This window comes from Pseudaquabacterium rugosum (assembly GCF_038066575.1).
In the GTDB taxonomy this organism is placed as follows: domain Bacteria; phylum Pseudomonadota; class Gammaproteobacteria; order Burkholderiales; family Burkholderiaceae_C; genus Pseudaquabacterium; species Pseudaquabacterium rugosum.
In genome coordinates, this window is the sequence record NZ_JBBUTF010000043.1 from 1 (window position 1) to 16,054 (window position 16,054).

General features: G+C 68.9%; 13 protein-coding genes. 6 read left to right on the forward strand and 7 right to left on the reverse strand.

Going from position 1 to position 16,054, the window contains the following annotated elements; all coding sequences use genetic code 11:
* Window positions 1–112 precede the first annotated feature (112 nt).
* Window positions 113–2,044, reverse strand: a complete 1,932-nt coding sequence (gene nosZ / locus AACH11_RS24565; protein ID WP_341376927.1) for a TAT-dependent nitrous-oxide reductase — start codon at window positions 2,042–2,044, stop codon at window positions 113–115.
* 218 nt (window positions 2,045–2,262) lie between these two features.
* Between nosZ and AACH11_RS24570 the strand changes: the two genes are divergently transcribed.
* The 6 genes from AACH11_RS24570 to AACH11_RS24595 all read left to right on the forward strand — a co-directional run bounded on the left by AACH11_RS24570 (window position 2,263) and on the right by AACH11_RS24595 (window position 8,520).
* Window positions 2,263–2,730: a c-type cytochrome gene (locus AACH11_RS24570; RefSeq protein WP_341376928.1), complete on the forward strand. Its 468-nt coding sequence runs from the start codon at window positions 2,263–2,265 to the stop codon at window positions 2,728–2,730.
* 7 nt (window positions 2,731–2,737) lie between these two features.
* Window positions 2,738–3,820 (forward strand): FAD:protein FMN transferase, encoded by a 1,083-nt coding sequence (locus AACH11_RS24575; RefSeq protein ID WP_341376929.1) that lies wholly within the window; start codon window positions 2,738–2,740, stop codon window positions 3,818–3,820.
* 49 nt (window positions 3,821–3,869) lie between these two features.
* Window positions 3,870–4,922: a histone deacetylase family protein gene (locus AACH11_RS24580; RefSeq protein ID WP_341376930.1), complete on the forward strand. Its 1,053-nt coding sequence runs from the start codon at window positions 3,870–3,872 to the stop codon at window positions 4,920–4,922.
* Between the two features lie 2 nt (window positions 4,923–4,924).
* Window positions 4,925–5,749, forward strand: coding sequence for a helix-turn-helix domain-containing protein (locus tag AACH11_RS24585; protein WP_341376931.1), 825 nt, complete (start codon window positions 4,925–4,927; stop codon window positions 5,747–5,749).
* Window positions 5,750–5,957: 208 nt separating this feature from the next.
* Complete coding sequence (locus AACH11_RS24590) at window positions 5,958–6,503, forward strand: YbhB/YbcL family Raf kinase inhibitor-like protein (RefSeq protein ID WP_423228816.1); 546 nt, start codon at window positions 5,958–5,960, stop codon at window positions 6,501–6,503.
* Between the two features lie 142 nt (window positions 6,504–6,645).
* Complete coding sequence (locus tag AACH11_RS24595; protein WP_341376933.1) at window positions 6,646–8,520, forward strand: subtype B tannase; 1,875 nt, start codon at window positions 6,646–6,648, stop codon at window positions 8,518–8,520.
* A 20-nt stretch (window positions 8,521–8,540) separates the two neighbouring features.
* Here AACH11_RS24595 and AACH11_RS24600 read toward each other — a convergent pair whose 3' ends face one another.
* Genes AACH11_RS24600 through AACH11_RS24625 form a run of 6 tightly spaced genes read right to left on the reverse strand, consistent with a single transcriptional unit; the run spans window position 8,541 to window position 15,605 of the window.
* Window positions 8,541–10,031 carry an aldehyde dehydrogenase family protein gene (locus AACH11_RS24600; protein WP_341376934.1) on the reverse strand — a complete coding sequence of 497 codons (1,491 nt, stop codon included), beginning with the start codon at window positions 10,029–10,031 and terminating at the stop codon, window positions 8,541–8,543.
* A gap of 5 nt (window positions 10,032–10,036) precedes the next feature.
* Complete coding sequence (locus AACH11_RS24605) at window positions 10,037–11,107, reverse strand: zinc-dependent alcohol dehydrogenase family protein (protein ID WP_341376935.1); 1,071 nt, start codon at window positions 11,105–11,107, stop codon at window positions 10,037–10,039.
* Window positions 11,104–12,549: an aldehyde dehydrogenase family protein gene (locus AACH11_RS24610; RefSeq protein ID WP_341376936.1), complete on the reverse strand. Its 1,446-nt coding sequence runs from the start codon at window positions 12,547–12,549 to the stop codon at window positions 11,104–11,106. The genes AACH11_RS24605 and AACH11_RS24610 overlap by 4 nt, the downstream gene beginning before the upstream one ends.
* 38 nt (window positions 12,550–12,587) lie before the next feature.
* Window positions 12,588–13,412, reverse strand: a complete 825-nt coding sequence (locus AACH11_RS24615) for an SDR family NAD(P)-dependent oxidoreductase (protein WP_341376937.1) — start codon at window positions 13,410–13,412, stop codon at window positions 12,588–12,590.
* A gap of 32 nt (window positions 13,413–13,444) precedes the next feature.
* Entirely contained in the window at window positions 13,445–14,416 is a 972-nt protein-coding gene (locus AACH11_RS24620; RefSeq protein WP_341376938.1) for a Bug family tripartite tricarboxylate transporter substrate binding protein, read from the reverse strand.
* A 49-nt stretch (window positions 14,417–14,465) separates the two neighbouring features.
* Entirely contained in the window at window positions 14,466–15,605 is a 1,140-nt protein-coding gene (locus AACH11_RS24625) for an aldolase/citrate lyase family protein (RefSeq protein WP_341376939.1), read from the reverse strand.
* Window positions 15,606–16,054: the final 449 nt, after the last annotated feature.

Below are 16,054 nucleotides of genomic sequence, written 5' to 3' on the forward strand. Positions count from 1 at the left end.
AAACGGCCCTCACACCGCTCCCGCTGCGCATCGGCTCCCGCCTCCTCGCGCCACTGCGGCAATCAGCAGCCATGCGCTCCCCACGGTCGATCGGCGGTTCGTTCACGGCTTGTCAGGCCTCGACGATCATGCGCGTGCGCATCTCCAGATGCAGCGCGTGGCAGAAGTGCGTGCAGTAGCACCAGTAGACGCCCGGCTCACCGGCGGTGAAGGTGACCGAGGCCGTCTCCTGCGGGTTGACGATGAAGTTGACGTTGTGGCCCGGGATGGCGAAGCCGTGCGTCAGATCCTCCACCTTGTCGAGGTTGGTCAGGATCAGCGTCACCTCGTCTCCCTTGCGCACCTTGAACTCCCGCATCGAGAACGAAGGCGCCTGCGAGGTCATCTTCACCAGCACCTTGCGGCCGTTGCGGGTGATGCTGGAGTCCTTGGCGTCCTTGACCGCCAGCGGGAAGTCGTCGAGCGCATAGACCTGCCTGGGCTTGACCAGGTCGCGCTTGAAGATGATGAAGTCGTGCGGCTCGCCGCGCACCGGGTGGTCGGCCAGCAGCACCATCTTGTCGCCCGACATGTCGATGATCTGCTCGTTCTCCGGGTGCAGCGGGCCCACCGGCAGGAAGCGGTCCTTGGAGAACTTGCAGCCCACGGCCAGGTACTTGCCGTCGGCCGCGATGGTCTCGGACTGCGAGCCGTTGATGTGGCCGGGCTGGAACTGCACGTCCAGCCGGTCGACCACGTACTTGGCGTTCTTGTCGCCGCCATGGAAGGCGATGGCCTGGGCGATGTTCCACTTCACAACCTGGCTGTCCAGGAACAGCGTGGTGTAGGCATTGCCGCGGCCGTCGAAGGCCGTGTGCAGCGGGCCCAGGCCGACCTCGACCTCGGCCGCGATGGCCGCGTCGGGCTTGTCGAGCTGGCCGTCGAACCAGGCCAGCACCTTGGCCAGCTCGATCACGGTCACGGTGGGCGAGAGCTTGCCGGCGCAGATGAAGTACTTCTGGTCCGGGCTGGCGTTGACGCCGTGCGGGTTCTTCGGGATCGAGACGTAGGCGGTCAGCGCCGTCTTCGGGTCCGCATTGGCCTGGCGCGTGCCATCGACCACCGGCACCTTCGAGCTGCCGATGGTCTTGAAGCGGCCGGCCTTGACGGCGGCCTCGATGCGGGCGATGTGGAAGAACAGGCAGGCATCGCGCTCGGCGGACATCATGTCCTCGTAGCGGGCGCCCATCTCGGTGTTGTACTGGTTGGTGGCCGCCAGCTTGCCGTCATAGGACGTGGCCACCAGATCGCAGTTGCCGTCGATCAGCACCTGCCAGCGCACCTCCATCGTCTCGGCATCCACGCAGCTGAACAGCGAGCGGTAGGTGCTGCCGTCCTCGCTGCCGGCATTGGGCAGCGGCGTGGCGAACTCGCCGCCGCAGAACACGCGGGTGGTGTAGTTGATCTTCTCGTCGACCGGATCGCGCTTGTCGGGGAAGATGCCGTGGAAGCCCTGCACATGGGGCAGCGGCGTGATCTTGTCGCAGACGAAGTAGTCGAGCCGGATGCGGGCGACGCGGCTGTTGATCTTGTCGTTGATCCACGCATAACGGCCGTCGTAGTTGCCGTCCTTGTACGAGGCGTGGGTGTGGTGGGTGTCGGCCACCGTGTAGCGCAGCGAGCCATCGGCCTTCGTGCCCATGATCTTCTTGGACTCGTTGGTGATGCCCCAGCCCACCAGCGCATCCGGCACGAAGCAGGGGATGCGCAGGATCTCGCGGCCCGAGGGCAGGCCCAGGACCCGCATGTCGCCGGTATGGCCGCCACTCCACAGGCCGTAGTAGGTGTCGAGCTCGCCCGGCTTCAGATGGGTGGCGCTGGCCGCGGCATGGGCCACCGGCGTGGCCGAGGCGGGTGCGGCGGGGCTGACCGGTGCGGCGGTCTCCGGCTTCTGACCGCAGGCCGCCAGGCCGAGTCCGGCCAGCGCGGCCGAGCCGATGAAGCGGCGACGGGGCAGGGCCTCGGTGGCCGGGAGCAGGTCTGGGGCAGGGTGGCGATCGGTCATGACAGGGCCTCGCGAGGCTGGCGGACGACAGGGGCGGCGCCGCGCCCGAGGGGCCGTGCACACGCCGTGGAAGGATGGGACGAAGCCTAACGACGAGGCCTGCAGGCCTTCCTTGAACCAGTTCAAGGGCGTGGCCGGCACTTGTCGACAGACTGGCGGCATCGTCGGCGGGGTGGCCGTGTCCATCCCGTCCGGGTCCTCAGTTCCGGAGCCCTGCCATGCCACGCCCGCGCCTGCCGTCCACCCTCATCCTGGCCCTGGGGGCCCTCGCCCTGTCGCTCGCCGCCTGCGGGCCGAAGGAGGAGGCCGCGCCGGCCTCCGCCCCCACGGCCGCCCCCACCGCTGCCCCCACCGCCGCGGTGCCTGCCGCGCCTGAAGCGCCGTCCGCACCGGGCGGTGCCGCCACGGCGGCGGCCTTCCCCGCCGACGCCGCCGAGCTCGAACTCGGCAAGTCCGTCTACGGCAAGACCTGCGCGATGTGCCATGCCGCCGGCGTGGCCGGCGCGCCGCGGCCGGGTGATGCCGCCGACTGGGGCCCGCGCCGCGCGCAGGGCCTGGACGTCCTGCTGCGCCACGCCACCGAAGGCTTCACCGGGGCCAAGGGCCAGATGCCGGCGAAGGGCGGCAACCCGTCGATCAGCGACGCCGAGCTGCGCTCGGCGGTGGTCTACATGGCGACGAAGTGAGGTGACGATGGGCGACACGCGCGCTCCCGCGGCCGGCTCGCCGGCCGTCGCCGGCCTGAGCCGTCGTCAGGCCCTCACCGGCCTGCTGCTGACGGCCGGGCTGCAGCGGGCCGGCCCGGCCCGGGCCGCGTGGCCACCGTCGGCGGTGCTGCGGCAGACGCGCGAACTGATGGGCACCCGCGTGAGCCTGACCGTCGTCGCCGCCGACACGCCGCAGCGGCAGGCCGCGCTCGATGCCGCATGGGCCGGGCTGGCCGCGGGCAGCGTGCAGCTCAGCCGCTTCACGCCCGACGGCCCGCTGCAGGCGCTGGCCCGTGCGGCCGGGCAGCCGCGGTGGATCGAGGTGCCGCCCCTGGTGTGGCAGGTGCTGGGCCAGGCGCAGGCCGTCTCGCAGGCCACCGACGGGGCCTTCGACGTGACGGTCGGCGCCTACCGCGACTGGGACTTCCGCGCCGGTGCGCCCGAGCGCCTGCCGGCGCCGTCCGTGCTGCGCGCCCAGCGGCTGTGGGTGGACTGGCGCGCGGTGGAGCGCCATCCGCAGCGCCCGGCCGCCCGCCTGCACCGGCCGGGCATGACGCTGGATCTCGGCGGCATCGCCAAGCTGCCCTTGCTGGAGGCGGCCCTGCGGACGCTGCGTGACCATGGCGTGCACGACGCGATGATCGACGGCGGGGGCGACGTGCTGTGCCAGGGCAGCCATGCGGGTGCGCCCTGGCGCGTGGGCGTGCGCGACCCGCGAGCGCCCGCACGCCTGGCGGCCGTGCTGTCGCTGCACGACGGCGTCGTGGCGTCCTCGGGCGACTATGAGCGCGGCTTCGTCCAGGCCGGCCGCCGCTACCACCATGTGCTGGACCCGGCCACCGGCTGGCCGACCCGCGGTGTGCCCGGCGTGGCCCTGCGCGCCGCGCGGGTGGCCGATGTCAACGGCCTGGGCAGCGCGATCATGGTCGGCGGCCCGCTGCGCGCCAGGGCCTGGCTGGCGGCCCGGCCGCAGGTGCAGGCGCTGATCGCCACGCCGGACGGCCACTGGCTGACGCCGGGCTGGCCGGCGGACCCGTCCGGCGCCGGGCCGCGCGGATCGACCGGGTGAGAATGCGGGCCCATCGGCCGCCGCCGGGTGGCGGCCCTGGATCTGCCCCATGCTCACCGTCCATTCCCCCGCCCACCATCTGCACCACGGCGTCGAACTCAAGGACGGCACCGTCAAGCCGTCGTTCGAGTCTCCCGACCGGGCCGACACCGTGCTGGCCCGCGTGCGTGCCAGCGGCCTGGGCCCGGTGGCCGAGGCCATCGCCCAGCCCCGCGAGGCGCTGACCGACGTCCACGCCCCGCGCTACGTCGATTTCCTGGAGACCGCCTGGGCGCAGTGGACGGCCACCGGCCGCCAGCACGATGCGCTGCCGCTGGTCTGGCCGGTGCGCGGCCTGCCCGTCACCGACGAGCCGCAGCACATCGACGGCAAGCTCGGCTTCTACGCGATGGATGCCGGCGCACCGATCGGTGCCGGCACCTGGGCGGCGGTGCGCGCCAGCGCCGACGTCGCCTTGACCGCCCTCGATGCGCTGCTGGACGCGCCGGCCGGCACCGGCACGGGGGCCCGCGGCAGCTTCGCGTTGTGCCGGCCGCCCGGCCACCATGCGGCCCGGGCCTACGCCGGTGGCTACTGCTACCTGAACAACGCGGCGATCGCCGCCCAGCGGGCGGTGCGCCGGGGCGCGCGGCGCGTGGCCGTGCTGGACGTCGACTTCCACCACGGCAACGGCACGCAGGACATCTTCTACGAGCGCGCCGACGTGCTGTTCGCCTCGCTGCACGGCGACCCCGCGCGCTGCTACCCTTATTTCGCCGGTCAGGCCGGCGAGACGGGCGCCGGTGCCGGCCTGGGCTTCAATGCCAACTACCCGCTGCCCTGGGGCACCGACTGGGCGGCCTACGTCCCGGTGCTGGACGAGGCGCTGCGCCGCATCCGTGCCCACGGCACCGAACTGCTGGTGGTCTCGCTGGGCGTCGACACCTTCGAGGGCGACCCGATCAGCCACTTCCGCCTGCGCAGCGAGGACTTCCTGCGCCTGGGCGAGCGCATCGCCGCCGCCGGCCTGCCCACGCTCTTCGTGATGGAGGGCGGCTACATGGTCGACGAGATCGGCCTGAACGCCGTCAACACGCTGCTGGGCTTCGAGGGCCGCGGCTGACCATGCACATCATCGCCACCGCCCAGTACCGGCTGAAGACCCTGACGCTGCACCAGCCGGCCCTGGTGCAGGTGGTCAGCGGCGAGAAACGCGTGATCGCCGCCCGCCAGACGGTGCGCGGCCGGCCGCGGCAGGCGCTGCTGCTGGCCGGCGGCACGCAGTGGGACGTGGTCAACGACCCGGCCCGCCAGGCCCGCTATGCCGCCCGTTGTGTCGGCTTCGACGACGAGGTGCTGGCCCAGGCCGCGCCACTGCTGCGCGGCGTGGCGGCCGAGCCGGTGCGCAGCGCCCGCGTGCTGGCCGTCGACGAGGCGCTGGCCGAGGCCATCGACCGCCTGGATCCGCAGTGCCAGCGCACGCCGCCGAGCCCGCTGCTGCAGCGTCACCGCCAGCTGGAGCTGCTGCTGTTGCTGGCCGAGCGCGGCTGGATGTTCGAGCCACCGGGCGAGCTGGGCTGGGCCCAGCGCGTGCGCCGCCTGGTCGGCCAGCGGCCCGATGGCGACTGGCGCGTCGAGCAGGTGGCCGTGGCCTTCCACACCAGCGCCTCCTCGCTGCGGCGGCGTCTGCTGGACGAGGGCGTGACGGTGGCCGCCATCGTGCGCGAGGTGCGGCTGGAGCTGGCGCTCGGCCTGCTGCAGGGCGGCCAGCTCAGCGTGGGCGAGGTCGCACAGCGCTGCGGCTGGGCCTCGCACAGCCGCTTCACCGCGATGTTCCAGCAGCGCTGGGGCGTGCGGCCCTCGGTGGTGCGGGCGGTGCCGGTGCCGACCGCGGACGCCGAGGCGGACGGCTCGGCGCAGATCGGGCAAGCGCTGAACGGGATCGGCTAACGCTGCAGGCGGGGCGACGGGCAGCATCGGGTCACCTTTGCTCACCGGAGTACCGACCATGATCCCGACGCCGTCCGCCCACCTGCTGAATCGGCCTGCGGGCCAGCCGAGCGCACACCCGTTCGCCTGTCGGGCTGTCCCGCGGCAGGCGCCTGTGCAGGGCCGCATCCTGGCGCGCCTTCCCGGCGCGGCCGCGCTCACGCTGGGCGTGGCGCTGGCCCTGCTGGCCGCCCCGGCCCGAGCCCAGACCCCGGCCCCGGCCCCGACCTTCCGCCTGACCAGCCCGACCATCGCCGATGGCGGCAGCCTGCCGAAGGCGCAGGTCTTCCAGGGCTTCGGCTGCGAGGGCGGTGACCAGTCGCCCGCACTCGTCTGGTCCGGCGCGCCCGCCGGCACCCGCAGCTTCGTGCTGACCGTGTACGACCCCGATGCGCCCACCGGCTCGGGCTGGTGGCACTGGGTGCTGGCCGACCTGTCGGCCGATCTGGGCGGACTGCCGGCCGGTGCCGGTGCGGCCTCGGCCCAGGGCCTGCCCGCTGGCGCCTGGCAGGGCCGCAACGACTACGGCCGCCATGCCTTCGGCGGGGCCTGCCCGCCCCCCGGTGACCGCCCGCACCGCTACGTGTTCACCCTGCATGCGCTGAAGGTCGAGCGCCTGGGCGTGCCGGCCGACGCCTCGGCCGCGCTGATCGGCTACATGACGCGGGCCCACAGCCTGGGCCAGGCCGCGTTCACGGCCACCTACGGGCGCTGAGCCGGTCCGGCGGACAGGGCAGCCCCTGACCATCGTGGAAAACCACGATGTCTGCAGGTTATCGCCTGCCGTGTCGCGGCATCTTCTGCGGCCTGTGTCCGGTTCGTAGAGTGCGCCACCACCGCATTGATCCGGATCAACCATGCCGCAGCACCTCTGCCTCCGCACCCTGTCCGCCGCCATCGCCACCCTCTCGGTCGCCGGCCTCCTGAGCGCCTGTGGTGGCGGTGACAGCACCGCCGCGACGACGACCACCACCACCACGGGCGCCTACGACGGCCAGCTCGCCTTCGACAAGAGCGCCTACACCACCCTCACCGTCACGCTGGACGGCGTGAGCACGCCGGTGCGCTGGTACCGCGAGGTCTGCTACGTGGCCAAGCCGATGACGCTGGCGCCCACCCAGTCCGCCGGCGCGGTGGACAACCAGGCCTGCGGCTACCAGAACCTCAACGTCTTCGTGCGCGAGGTCGATGCCGAGCGGCAGGACAACGCCATCCTGCTGAACGTCAACAATGCCGGTTGGATGGCCAGTTACCAGGGCGGCAAGGGCGGCTGGAACGGCACCGACGCCATCACCAGCAGCAACTACGCCGGTGCCGACATCGTCAACGGCGGCGTCTACACCAGCACCAGCGACACCGACAAGAAGGGTGCGGCGCTGGCGCGCGGCATGGTCTACATCAACATGGCCTCGCGCAGCCGCGGCGCGCTCGCCCCCGAGGGCGTCTACGCCGATGGCATCCATCAGGGCAAGGCCCCGGCGGCCATCGTCGATGCCAAGGCCGCCGTGCGCTACCTGCGCCTGAACGACGGCCGGATGTCGGGCAACGCCAGCCGCATCATCGTCAACGGCACCAGCGGCGGCGGCGCACAGAGCACCCAACTGGCGGCCACCGGTGACCATGCCGACTACCTGCCCTATCTGGCCGCCGTCGGCGCCGCCGGCATCGACGCCAGCGGCAAGAGCACCCTCAGCGACGGCGTCTACGCCGTCGTCGCCTACTGCCCGATCCAGGACATGGGCAGCGCCGATCTGGCCTACGAGTGGATGTTCAACGTGCTGGGCACACGCACGGCCGTCTCGGCCGACCAGAAGGCCGGCCTGATCGTCGACGCCAGCGGCACCGAGCTGCTGCGCGCCTCCAACCCCGACCCGCTGGGCAGCGCCTGGATGACGGCCCAGTTCGCCAGTTATCAGGCCGGCCTGGGCCTGAAGGCCGAGGACGGCAGCGCGCTGACCACCGACAACATGCTGGCCGCACTCGCCAGCGAGTTCAGGAAGGCCGCCAGCGCCTACGTCAAGTCGGGCAAGAGCATCGTCGCCTACGGCAGCTACGGCAGCACCTCGGCCAACGGCGTGGCCGGCGGCAGCGGCGTGCTGTACTACAGGAACGACTTCATCGACGTGGCCAGCGACGGCACCGTCAACAGCTTCAACATCGCCAACTACCTGAAGTACGTGGCCAGGCAGTCGCGGCTGAAGGCCGTGCCGGCCTTCGACCAGCGGGCCCAGAGCCCGGCGCTGGCGGCCACCGCCTCGGCCGACACCACGGCCGCCGGCGCCACCGTCTACGGCAACTACAGCGGCGGCGAATCGAACCTCTTCGGCACCGCGGCCCAGGTCTACGCCAACTTCACCGAGTACGGCTGGAACCACAACAACGGCGGCGACTCCATCACCGCCATCCAGAGCGACATCGGCCTGCTCAACACCGGCTACACCTGGGCCGCCGCACCGCAGAAGGCCGCCCTGCAGGGCCAGTACAAGCTGATCAACGCCCTGGCCTACATCGGCAAGACCGACGGCATTGCCCCGCACTGGCGCATCCGCAACGGCGCCCGTGACCGCGACACCTCGTTCACCGTGGCCTACAACATCAGCCGCGCGCTGAGTGCCGACGCCAAGGTCAAGGACGTCGATTTCGCGCTGCACTGGGACCAGGGCCACGCGGGCAACTACGACGTGCAGTCGGCGTTCGGCTGGATCGATGCGCGCCTGGCGGCGGGGGATTGAGGCGCCGGCTCAGGGTGGCTTCAGGCCCAGTTCAGGTAGGCGGCCTTCTGCACCAGGAAGCCGTCGATCTGGGCTTGGCCGCCCTTCCAGCCGTATCCACTGTCCTTGATGCCGCCGAAGCCCACGGCGGGATCCACGAGGCCGTAACAGTTGACCCACACGGTGCCGGCCTGGATGCCGTGCACCATTTTCATCACGGTCTTGATGTTGCTGGACCACACACCACTTCCCAGGCCGTAGCGTGTGCTGTTGGCCAGAGTCAGGGCCTCATCGACGCTGTCGAACGGGATCACCGAGGCGACGGGGCCGAAGATCTCCTCTCGGGCGATCGCCATGTCGTTGTGGACGTGGCTGAACAGCGTGGGTGCGATGAAGTAGCCCTGGGTCAGGTCGCCCCCGAGGCGCTCACCTCCTGCAACGAGCCGGGCGCCTTCGTTTTGCCCTTGGGCGACGTAGTTCAGCACCGTGTCGAGTTGGCGCTGAGAGATCAGGGGGCCGAGATGGGTGTCGGCTGCCAGCGGATCGCCGACCTTGAGGGTCTGGCCGTAGCTCGCCATGCGGTCGACGAACTCATCGACCAGCGGGCGTTGCACGAACACTCGCGTACCCGCGAAGCAGATCTGGCCACTGTTGTTGTAGACGCCCATGGCGACGCCAGGCACCGCCTTGTCGAGGTCCGCGTCGGCGAAGACGATGTCAGGCGACTTGCCGCCGAGTTCCAGTTGCAGGCGCTTGGTGTTGACGGCCGAGGCCTTGATGATCTCGCGGCCCGTGGCGTTCGAGCCGGTGAAGGCGATGCGATTGACATCGGGGTGAGCGGCCAGCGCAGCACCGGCCTCCGAGCCCAGGCCCGTGACGACGTTGATGACGCCGGCAGGCACGCCCGCTTCGACCAGCAGCTCGGCTGTGCGCAGCACGGCCAGCGACGCGTCCTCGGCGGGCTTGAGCACAGCGGTGCAGCCGGTCGCCAGCGTGGGCGCCACCACGTGCATCTGGCCGAACAGCGGGCCGTTCCACGGAATGATGCCACCCACCACGCCTACCGGCGTCTTCAGGATCATTGTCGTCACCTGGCCGCCGGCCAGGGAGTTCGACGGCAGCTCGCCGCCCACCTGCCGTGCCATCGACGCGTAGAACAGCAGGTTCTGGATGGCCGTGGGGCGGGCTGCGCGCAGCTTGGCCAGGGGTGCGCCCATGTCCAGCGATTCCAGCAGGGTGAGTTCGTCGAAGTGGCGCTCGAACAGCTCGATGAACCGCATCATCACCTGCTGCCGCTGGGCCGGGGTGAAGCGAGACCAGGGGCCTTCGAAGGCGCGACGCGCGGCCGCCACGGCGGTATCGACCTCCGCAGCGCCGCCACGCGCAAGTTGTGCGAGCACTTCACCCGTCGCGGGGTTGCGAGTGGGCAAGGTCTGCCCATCGGCGCTGTCAACCCAGCGGCCGTCGATGAAGTGCTGCAGACGCGGCTTGCCGAGGAAGTCCGGCAGGGTGATCGGAGAAGGGCGGGTCATGCGGGTCAGAACTCGAAAACGGCCTTGCCGGCGGTCTGCTTGTCGAACTCGCGGTAAGCCTCTTCGGCGTCCTCGAGCTTCCAGCGGTGGGTGAACTGGCGGTCGACGTCGATGCCGTGCTCGGCCACGTAGCGCACGCAACGCTCCAGGCCGACGTCCGAGAAGGTGAGATGGCCGACGATCGTGCGCTGCTTGATGATGAGGTCGGGCAGGACGTTCAGCGAGACATCACCCCCGACGCCGACGAAGCCGATGCGGCCCCAAGTAGCCGTGCTGCGCACGGCGGCCTGGCGGGCAGCCGCCACACCCGCTGTGTCGATGGCGACGGAGACGCCTTGGCCGCCTGTCCAGTCGAGGATCGCTTCGACAGCGTCCTGTTGGCTCGAGTCGATGGCATGCGTCGCACCGAAGGCCAAAGCCTGTGCCACGCGCTGGGGGGACACATCGATTGCCACGCAGCGGATGCCCATGACCTTGGCCAATTGGATGGCCGATTGGCCCACCGGGCCCATGCCGAAGACTGCCAGCGTGTCACGACCACTGACCTGAAGGCGTTCGATGGCCGCGAAGGCAGTGCCCATGCCGCAGGAGATTGCTGCGCCCGCCGAGAAGCTGATTTCATCGGGCAAGTGGATGAGTGACTTCGCCGGCACCTTCAGGTAGTGCGCATGGCCGCCGTGAGCCGTCTGGCCGTAGACGGTCGAGCCCTGGTCGCACAACTGCACCCAGCCGGAGCGGCATTCGCGGCAATAACGGCAACCGTCATAGTGGTAGTTGAGCACTCGGTCGCCGACCTTGAGCATCTTCGGATCGACGTTTCGGCCCAGGGCCGCCACCACACCGGCAGGCTCGTGGCCGGCGATGATCGGGTCGCTGTCCTTCAGGCCGCGTGCCTCAAGGAAGGCAGGGCTCTTGATCTTCAGCGAGGCGCCGCGTGCGCCGCGGTAGCCATGCAGGTCACTGCCGCAGAAGCCCGAAGCCTTCATTTCGACGATCACATCGTCGGGCCCCGGCGTGGGGTCGTCGAAGGTCATCAGCTCCAGATGTCGGTTGCCCGTAAAGACCACGCCCTTCATGCTGCATCTCCCAGTTCCAGGCCGTCAGCCACACCGAACATCGCCTTCACTTCCAGGTACTCCTCAAGGCCGAACACGCCCATCTCGCGACCATTGCCTGAACGCTTGAAGCCCCCCATCGGCGCCGACTGGTTGCTGGCCGCGCCGTTGATGAACACGCGCCCGGCGCGCAGTTGGCGGGCGACATCGAGACCGGCCTGCTCGGTGCCGGCGAATACATAGGCGCCCAAGCCATAGGGCGTGCCGTTGGCGATGGCGATGGCCTCGGCCGTGGTCTGATACGGAATGACGGCCAGCACCGGGCCGAAGATCTCATCTTGTGCGATCGTCATCGTCGGCTCTACATCGGCGAAGACAGTGGGCTGCACGAAGTAGCCCTTGTCCAGACCTTGCGGACGACCGAGGCCGCCGCAGACCAGACGTGCGCCCTCCTGCAGGCCGATCTCGATGTAGCGCTGTACCCGTTCGTACTGGGCCTTGTTGACCAGCGGGCCCATCGTCGTGGCCGAATCGCGCGGATCGCCCACGCGCAGCCGCGCCGCCGCCTCTCGCAGCAGAGGAAGCATCTGGGCCACTTGGTCGGCCTGCACCAGCATGCGGGTTGGGGCGTGGCAAGACTGGCCGCTGTTGAAGAAGGCCCGGCTGATGTTGAAGTCGGCTGCGGCCTTCAGGTCGGCGTCGGGCAGCACCACGTGGGCCGACTTGCCGCCCAGTTCCTGCGCCACGCGTTTGACGGTTGGCGCAGCGTTCTGCGCGATGAGCACGCCGGCGCGCGTCGAGCCGGTGAAGGACACCATGTCGATGTCCGGGTGCTCGCAGATCGCCTGGCCGACGCCCGGCCCATCGCCATTGATCAGGTTGAACACGCCAGCGGGTACGCCCGCCTCGTGCAGGATTTCGGCCATCAGGATGGCCGTGACCGGCGTGAACTCGCTGGGCTTCACCACCACCGAACAGCCGGCAGCCAGGGCCGACGACAGCTTCGTGGCGATCAGTTGCGCCGGCCAGTTCCAGGCCGTGATGAGACCGCACACGCCAATGGCTTCGCGGCGAACCACGTGACCACCCTGGCGGGCTTCGAAGTCATACGCCTGAAGGGTCCGCGCCGCCTGCCCGAAGATGTCGATCGCGCCGGTGGTCAGCTGGGTGAGGCCGATCGGCGAGCCCAGTTCCTGCGTGATGGCATCGGCCACGTCGGCCTGGCGTGTCTTGAAGCAGCGCTCGATCTGCTGAAGCAGTTCGATGCGCTCGGCTTTGGTGGTTCGGCTGAAAGTCCCGAAGGCGCGGCGCGCCGCCTTGACCGCACGATCGACATCGGCGGTGCCACCCAGGCTCACCGTCGCGAACGGTGCCTCGGTGGCTGGATTGACGAGGGTGAACGGCTGGGCGGCCAGAGGCTCGACCCACTGGCCGTCGATGTAGAAGTGTCCGTAGTGCTTCATGCGTCGGTGGCGTCTTGTTGGCTTTCGCGCGCCCCGGATCAGGAGCTGTGCGTGAGGCCGCCGTCGCAGGCGATGGTCTGGCCGCTGATGAAGGAGGAGGCTTCGGTGCTGAGGAACATCACGATGCCCACGAGATCGGCAGGCACCTGGCCGCGTGGCACGCATTGCTGCGCCAGCATCTGTTGCCGACGCTCGGCCGTCGGGTTCACGGTGCGGTCGACCTCGGTGGCCACGCCGCCCGGGCGGATGCAGTTGACCGTGATGCCGGCAGGGCCGAGCTCACGGGCCAGCGATGCCGTCATGCCGATCAGCGCGGACTTCGACGCCACGTAGTGCAGGTAGTTCGTCACGCCCAGGCGCACGGCATCGGACGAGATGTTGACGATGCGGCCCCAGCCGGCCTGGCGCATGTGCGGGGCCACCGCGCACACGCAATGGAAAACGCCGGTGACGTTCACCCGCATCACCTGCTCCCATTCGGCGACGGGGATCTGGTCGAAGGGACGCTTCTGCAGCGTGGCGAAGATGGCCGCGTTGTTCACGAGCACGTCGACGCGTCCATGTTGCGCGACCACGGCCGAGACCATGGCATCGACTGACGCGCGGTCGCCGACGTCCACGGCCACCGCCATCGCACGGCCGCCCGAACGCGTCACCTCTTCGGCCACACGGGCGGCCTTGTCCGCGTCGAGATCGGCCACGATGGCGACGGCACCGGCCGCGCCATATTGGCGCGCCAACTCGCGGCCGATGCCTTGCCCGGCCCCGGTGATGACGACGACGCGGTCCTGCACGCTGAAGTTGCGAGCGGAGGCCGGCACGCCGGATTCGTCCGGGGTCTGGATGAAAACGCCTTGGGTCATTGCGGAGGTCCGGGATGAGCCGATGGGGATGGTCAGTCGATCGAGAGCTTGTACTTCTTGACGAAGTCGCTGTAGCCCGCTGCATCGCTCTTCATGACGCTGGCCAGTTCCTTGGCCGAGCCCGGCCAGGCGATGAAGCCGATGTTGGCCAGGTAGTCCTGTGCTTCCGGTGACGCCATGATCCTGGCCACCTCGGTGTTGACCTTGCTCACGATGTCGGTGGGCGTGCCATCCGGAGCAAACAGTGCGATCCAGGTGCTGACCTGTACGTCGGCCGGGCCACCGGACTCGATCACGGTGGGCACGTTGGGGAAGCGTGGGTGACGCTTCGGCCCGGCGAAGGCCAGCAACTTGAGTTTGCCGGCCTTGACCAGTGGCCCCGCCGTTGCCGCCGTCGCGAAGGCGAAGTCAACGGTGGATTGGCTGACGTCGACGTACATCTGGCCCACGTCCTTGTACGGGACGTGTGACATGGGCACGCCGGATGCCGCCTCGGTCAACACACCTCCGATGTGCAACTGGCCGCCGACGCCGGATGAGCCGTAGCTCAGCGGCGTCTTGCGCTTGCGCGCTTCAGCCAGCAGGTCGGCGTAGGTGTTGACCTTGGATGCGGCTGCGATGGTCACGAAGTAGTTCGTCGAGTACATCGGGGCCACGGCCTCGAAGTCCTTCTGCGCATCGAACGGCACCTTCTTGTACAGGTACGGATGCAGCGACATGATCGCCTGGTCGATCAGCAGGAAGGTGTAGCCATCCGCAGGCGCCCGCTTGACCGTTTCGACCCCGATCCAGCCGTTGGCGCCAGGCTTGTTGTCGATGATGACCTGCTGCTTCCAGGTCTGGCTGAGCTTTTCGGCGACCATGCGCATCACCGCATCCGGTCCGGTGCCGGGCGGGTAGGGCATGACGATCTTCACCGGCTTGTTCGGGAAGGTGTCTGCGACCGCTGCGGTGGCGAAAGCCGCGAGCGAGAGGGCGGCCAGCATGGTCTTGACGAGTCTCATGTCCTTGTCTCCGTCGGTGTTGTGTTGGTGAGCGATGGGCCGAGGCCGCTCAGGCCGCGGCCTCGATGATGCGGATGTCGCGTACAGCGCCGCTGCCCAGTGCCTTGAGTGCAGCCTGATAGCCCGGACCGTCATGGGTGGCGATGGCCTGCGCCAGGCTGTCGAACTCGATCAGGATCGTGCGCTGACGCAGGCCTGCTTCGTACACCTCGCCCGGCAACCCGCGGGCCAGGAAGCGACCACCTCCAGCCACGATCGCTGGCCCCGCCAATTTTCCATATTCGGCCACGGCCGCATCGTCACTGATTTCTCGATAGGTATTTATCCAGTAGGCCTTGGTCATTTTTTGTCCTGAGATTTCGGTTTTGGGAGTACGGGTTTCGAGGCGTGCGATCTCTTCGCGTTGGGTATTGATCTTCGTCGCTGCACCTGACAGCAGGAATGCGATGTCGGTGCCCATGGATATGAATCTTGCGCCACGACCTGCCAATTCAGCGGCTATTTCAGGCTTGCTGTTGAGGCCGCCGACTCCGAGATATTTCCCGTTGGCCTTGCAGGCGGCCAGACACCGGTCATAGGCATCGCGGACGCGAGGATGTTCGAGTTGCCCGACGATGCCCATCGATGCGCACAGGTCGTTGGTGCCGACGAACAGCATGTCGACGCCCGGAACGGCCGCGATGGCATCCACCTCGGCCAAGGCGGCGTCGGATTCGATCATCACGATCACCAGGGTGCTGTCGTTCAGGCCCTGGGCCATGCGACTGGACGGCACCGGGCGATAGTTGAACTGCGGCATCAGTGCACCCGGGATCGAGCGCTCGCCCAGTGGTGCGAAACGGGCTGCCCGCACAGCCTCGCTTGCAGCCTGTGCAGAGTCGATGTGGGGCACGATCACGCCTTCGGCGCCACCATCGAGCACCGACGCGATCTGCGAGACGTTGGCCACCCTGACCAGCGGCGTGACGCCGATGGCCGTGCTGGCCAGACAGATCTGCATCGTGGATTCGAGCGACAGACTGCTGTGCTCCATGTCGACGTACAGCGCGTCGAAGCCCGCAGCCTTGGCCAGACCGGCGATCTCGATCGAACGCACCATACGCACCGTCAGCGACAGCGCCGGTGCATCGCCGCTGGCCAGGCGGTGCTTGAGTGCGTTGCGCGGAAGGCCGGCGGGGTGGGGCTGCATGGGGGTGGTTCTTCCTGTTCAGATGAATCCGCCGGTGCATTCATGCAGCGTTGACGGACCCGATGGGGACCGGATGATCAATGTCGCCATGACCTGCGTCAACGGTTTGGACGGGCTGCTGAAAACCCTTGAAATAACCTGAGGTTATGCCTCTGATCAGCCCCGTGTTGATCGGGCCATGGTCGCCCACTAGGATCTTGGTTCGATTCCACTGCTCGACGTCTTTTCGCGGTGGTGGTCGGACTATTTTTTGTGAGGAGAAATCATGCGCGTTTCTACGGCTGAAACGGCCGATTCCGGGCGTGTGGGCAGTATGCGAGACGGGGTGCTGGGCGCACTCTAAACTGAAGCGCAACACCCGAACTGAATCAAAGACCTGAGGCGATGGGCCAAGCATATTCAAGCCTGAGCATCGAGGAGCGCACGCAGATCAGCCTGCTGCGCAGCCA

Coding starts and splice junctions, on each gene's coding strand:
- nosZ (WP_341376927.1), bottom strand. CDS start 2,044: ATGACCGATCGCCACCCTGCCCCAGACCTGCTCCCGGCCACCGAGGCC.
- AACH11_RS24570 (WP_341376928.1), top strand. CDS start 2,263: ATGCCACGCCCGCGCCTGCCGTCCACCCTCATCCTGGCCCTGGGGGCC.
- AACH11_RS24575 (WP_341376929.1), top strand. CDS start 2,738: ATGGGCGACACGCGCGCTCCCGCGGCCGGCTCGCCGGCCGTCGCCGGC.
- AACH11_RS24580 (WP_341376930.1), top strand. CDS start 3,870: ATGCTCACCGTCCATTCCCCCGCCCACCATCTGCACCACGGCGTCGAA.
- AACH11_RS24585 (WP_341376931.1), top strand. CDS start 4,925: ATGCACATCATCGCCACCGCCCAGTACCGGCTGAAGACCCTGACGCTG.
- AACH11_RS24595 (WP_341376933.1), top strand. CDS start 6,646: ATGCCGCAGCACCTCTGCCTCCGCACCCTGTCCGCCGCCATCGCCACC.
- AACH11_RS24600 (WP_341376934.1), bottom strand. CDS start 10,031: ATGACCCGCCCTTCTCCGATCACCCTGCCGGACTTCCTCGGCAAGCCG.
- AACH11_RS24605 (WP_341376935.1), bottom strand. CDS start 11,107: ATGAAGGGCGTGGTCTTTACGGGCAACCGACATCTGGAGCTGATGACC.
- AACH11_RS24610 (WP_341376936.1), bottom strand. CDS start 12,549: ATGAAGCACTACGGACACTTCTACATCGACGGCCAGTGGGTCGAGCCT.
- AACH11_RS24615 (WP_341376937.1), bottom strand. CDS start 13,412: ATGACCCAAGGCGTTTTCATCCAGACCCCGGACGAATCCGGCGTGCCG.
- AACH11_RS24620 (WP_341376938.1), bottom strand. CDS start 14,416: ATGAGACTCGTCAAGACCATGCTGGCCGCCCTCTCGCTCGCGGCTTTC.
- AACH11_RS24625 (WP_341376939.1), bottom strand. CDS start 15,605: ATGCAGCCCCACCCCGCCGGCCTTCCGCGCAACGCACTCAAGCACCGC.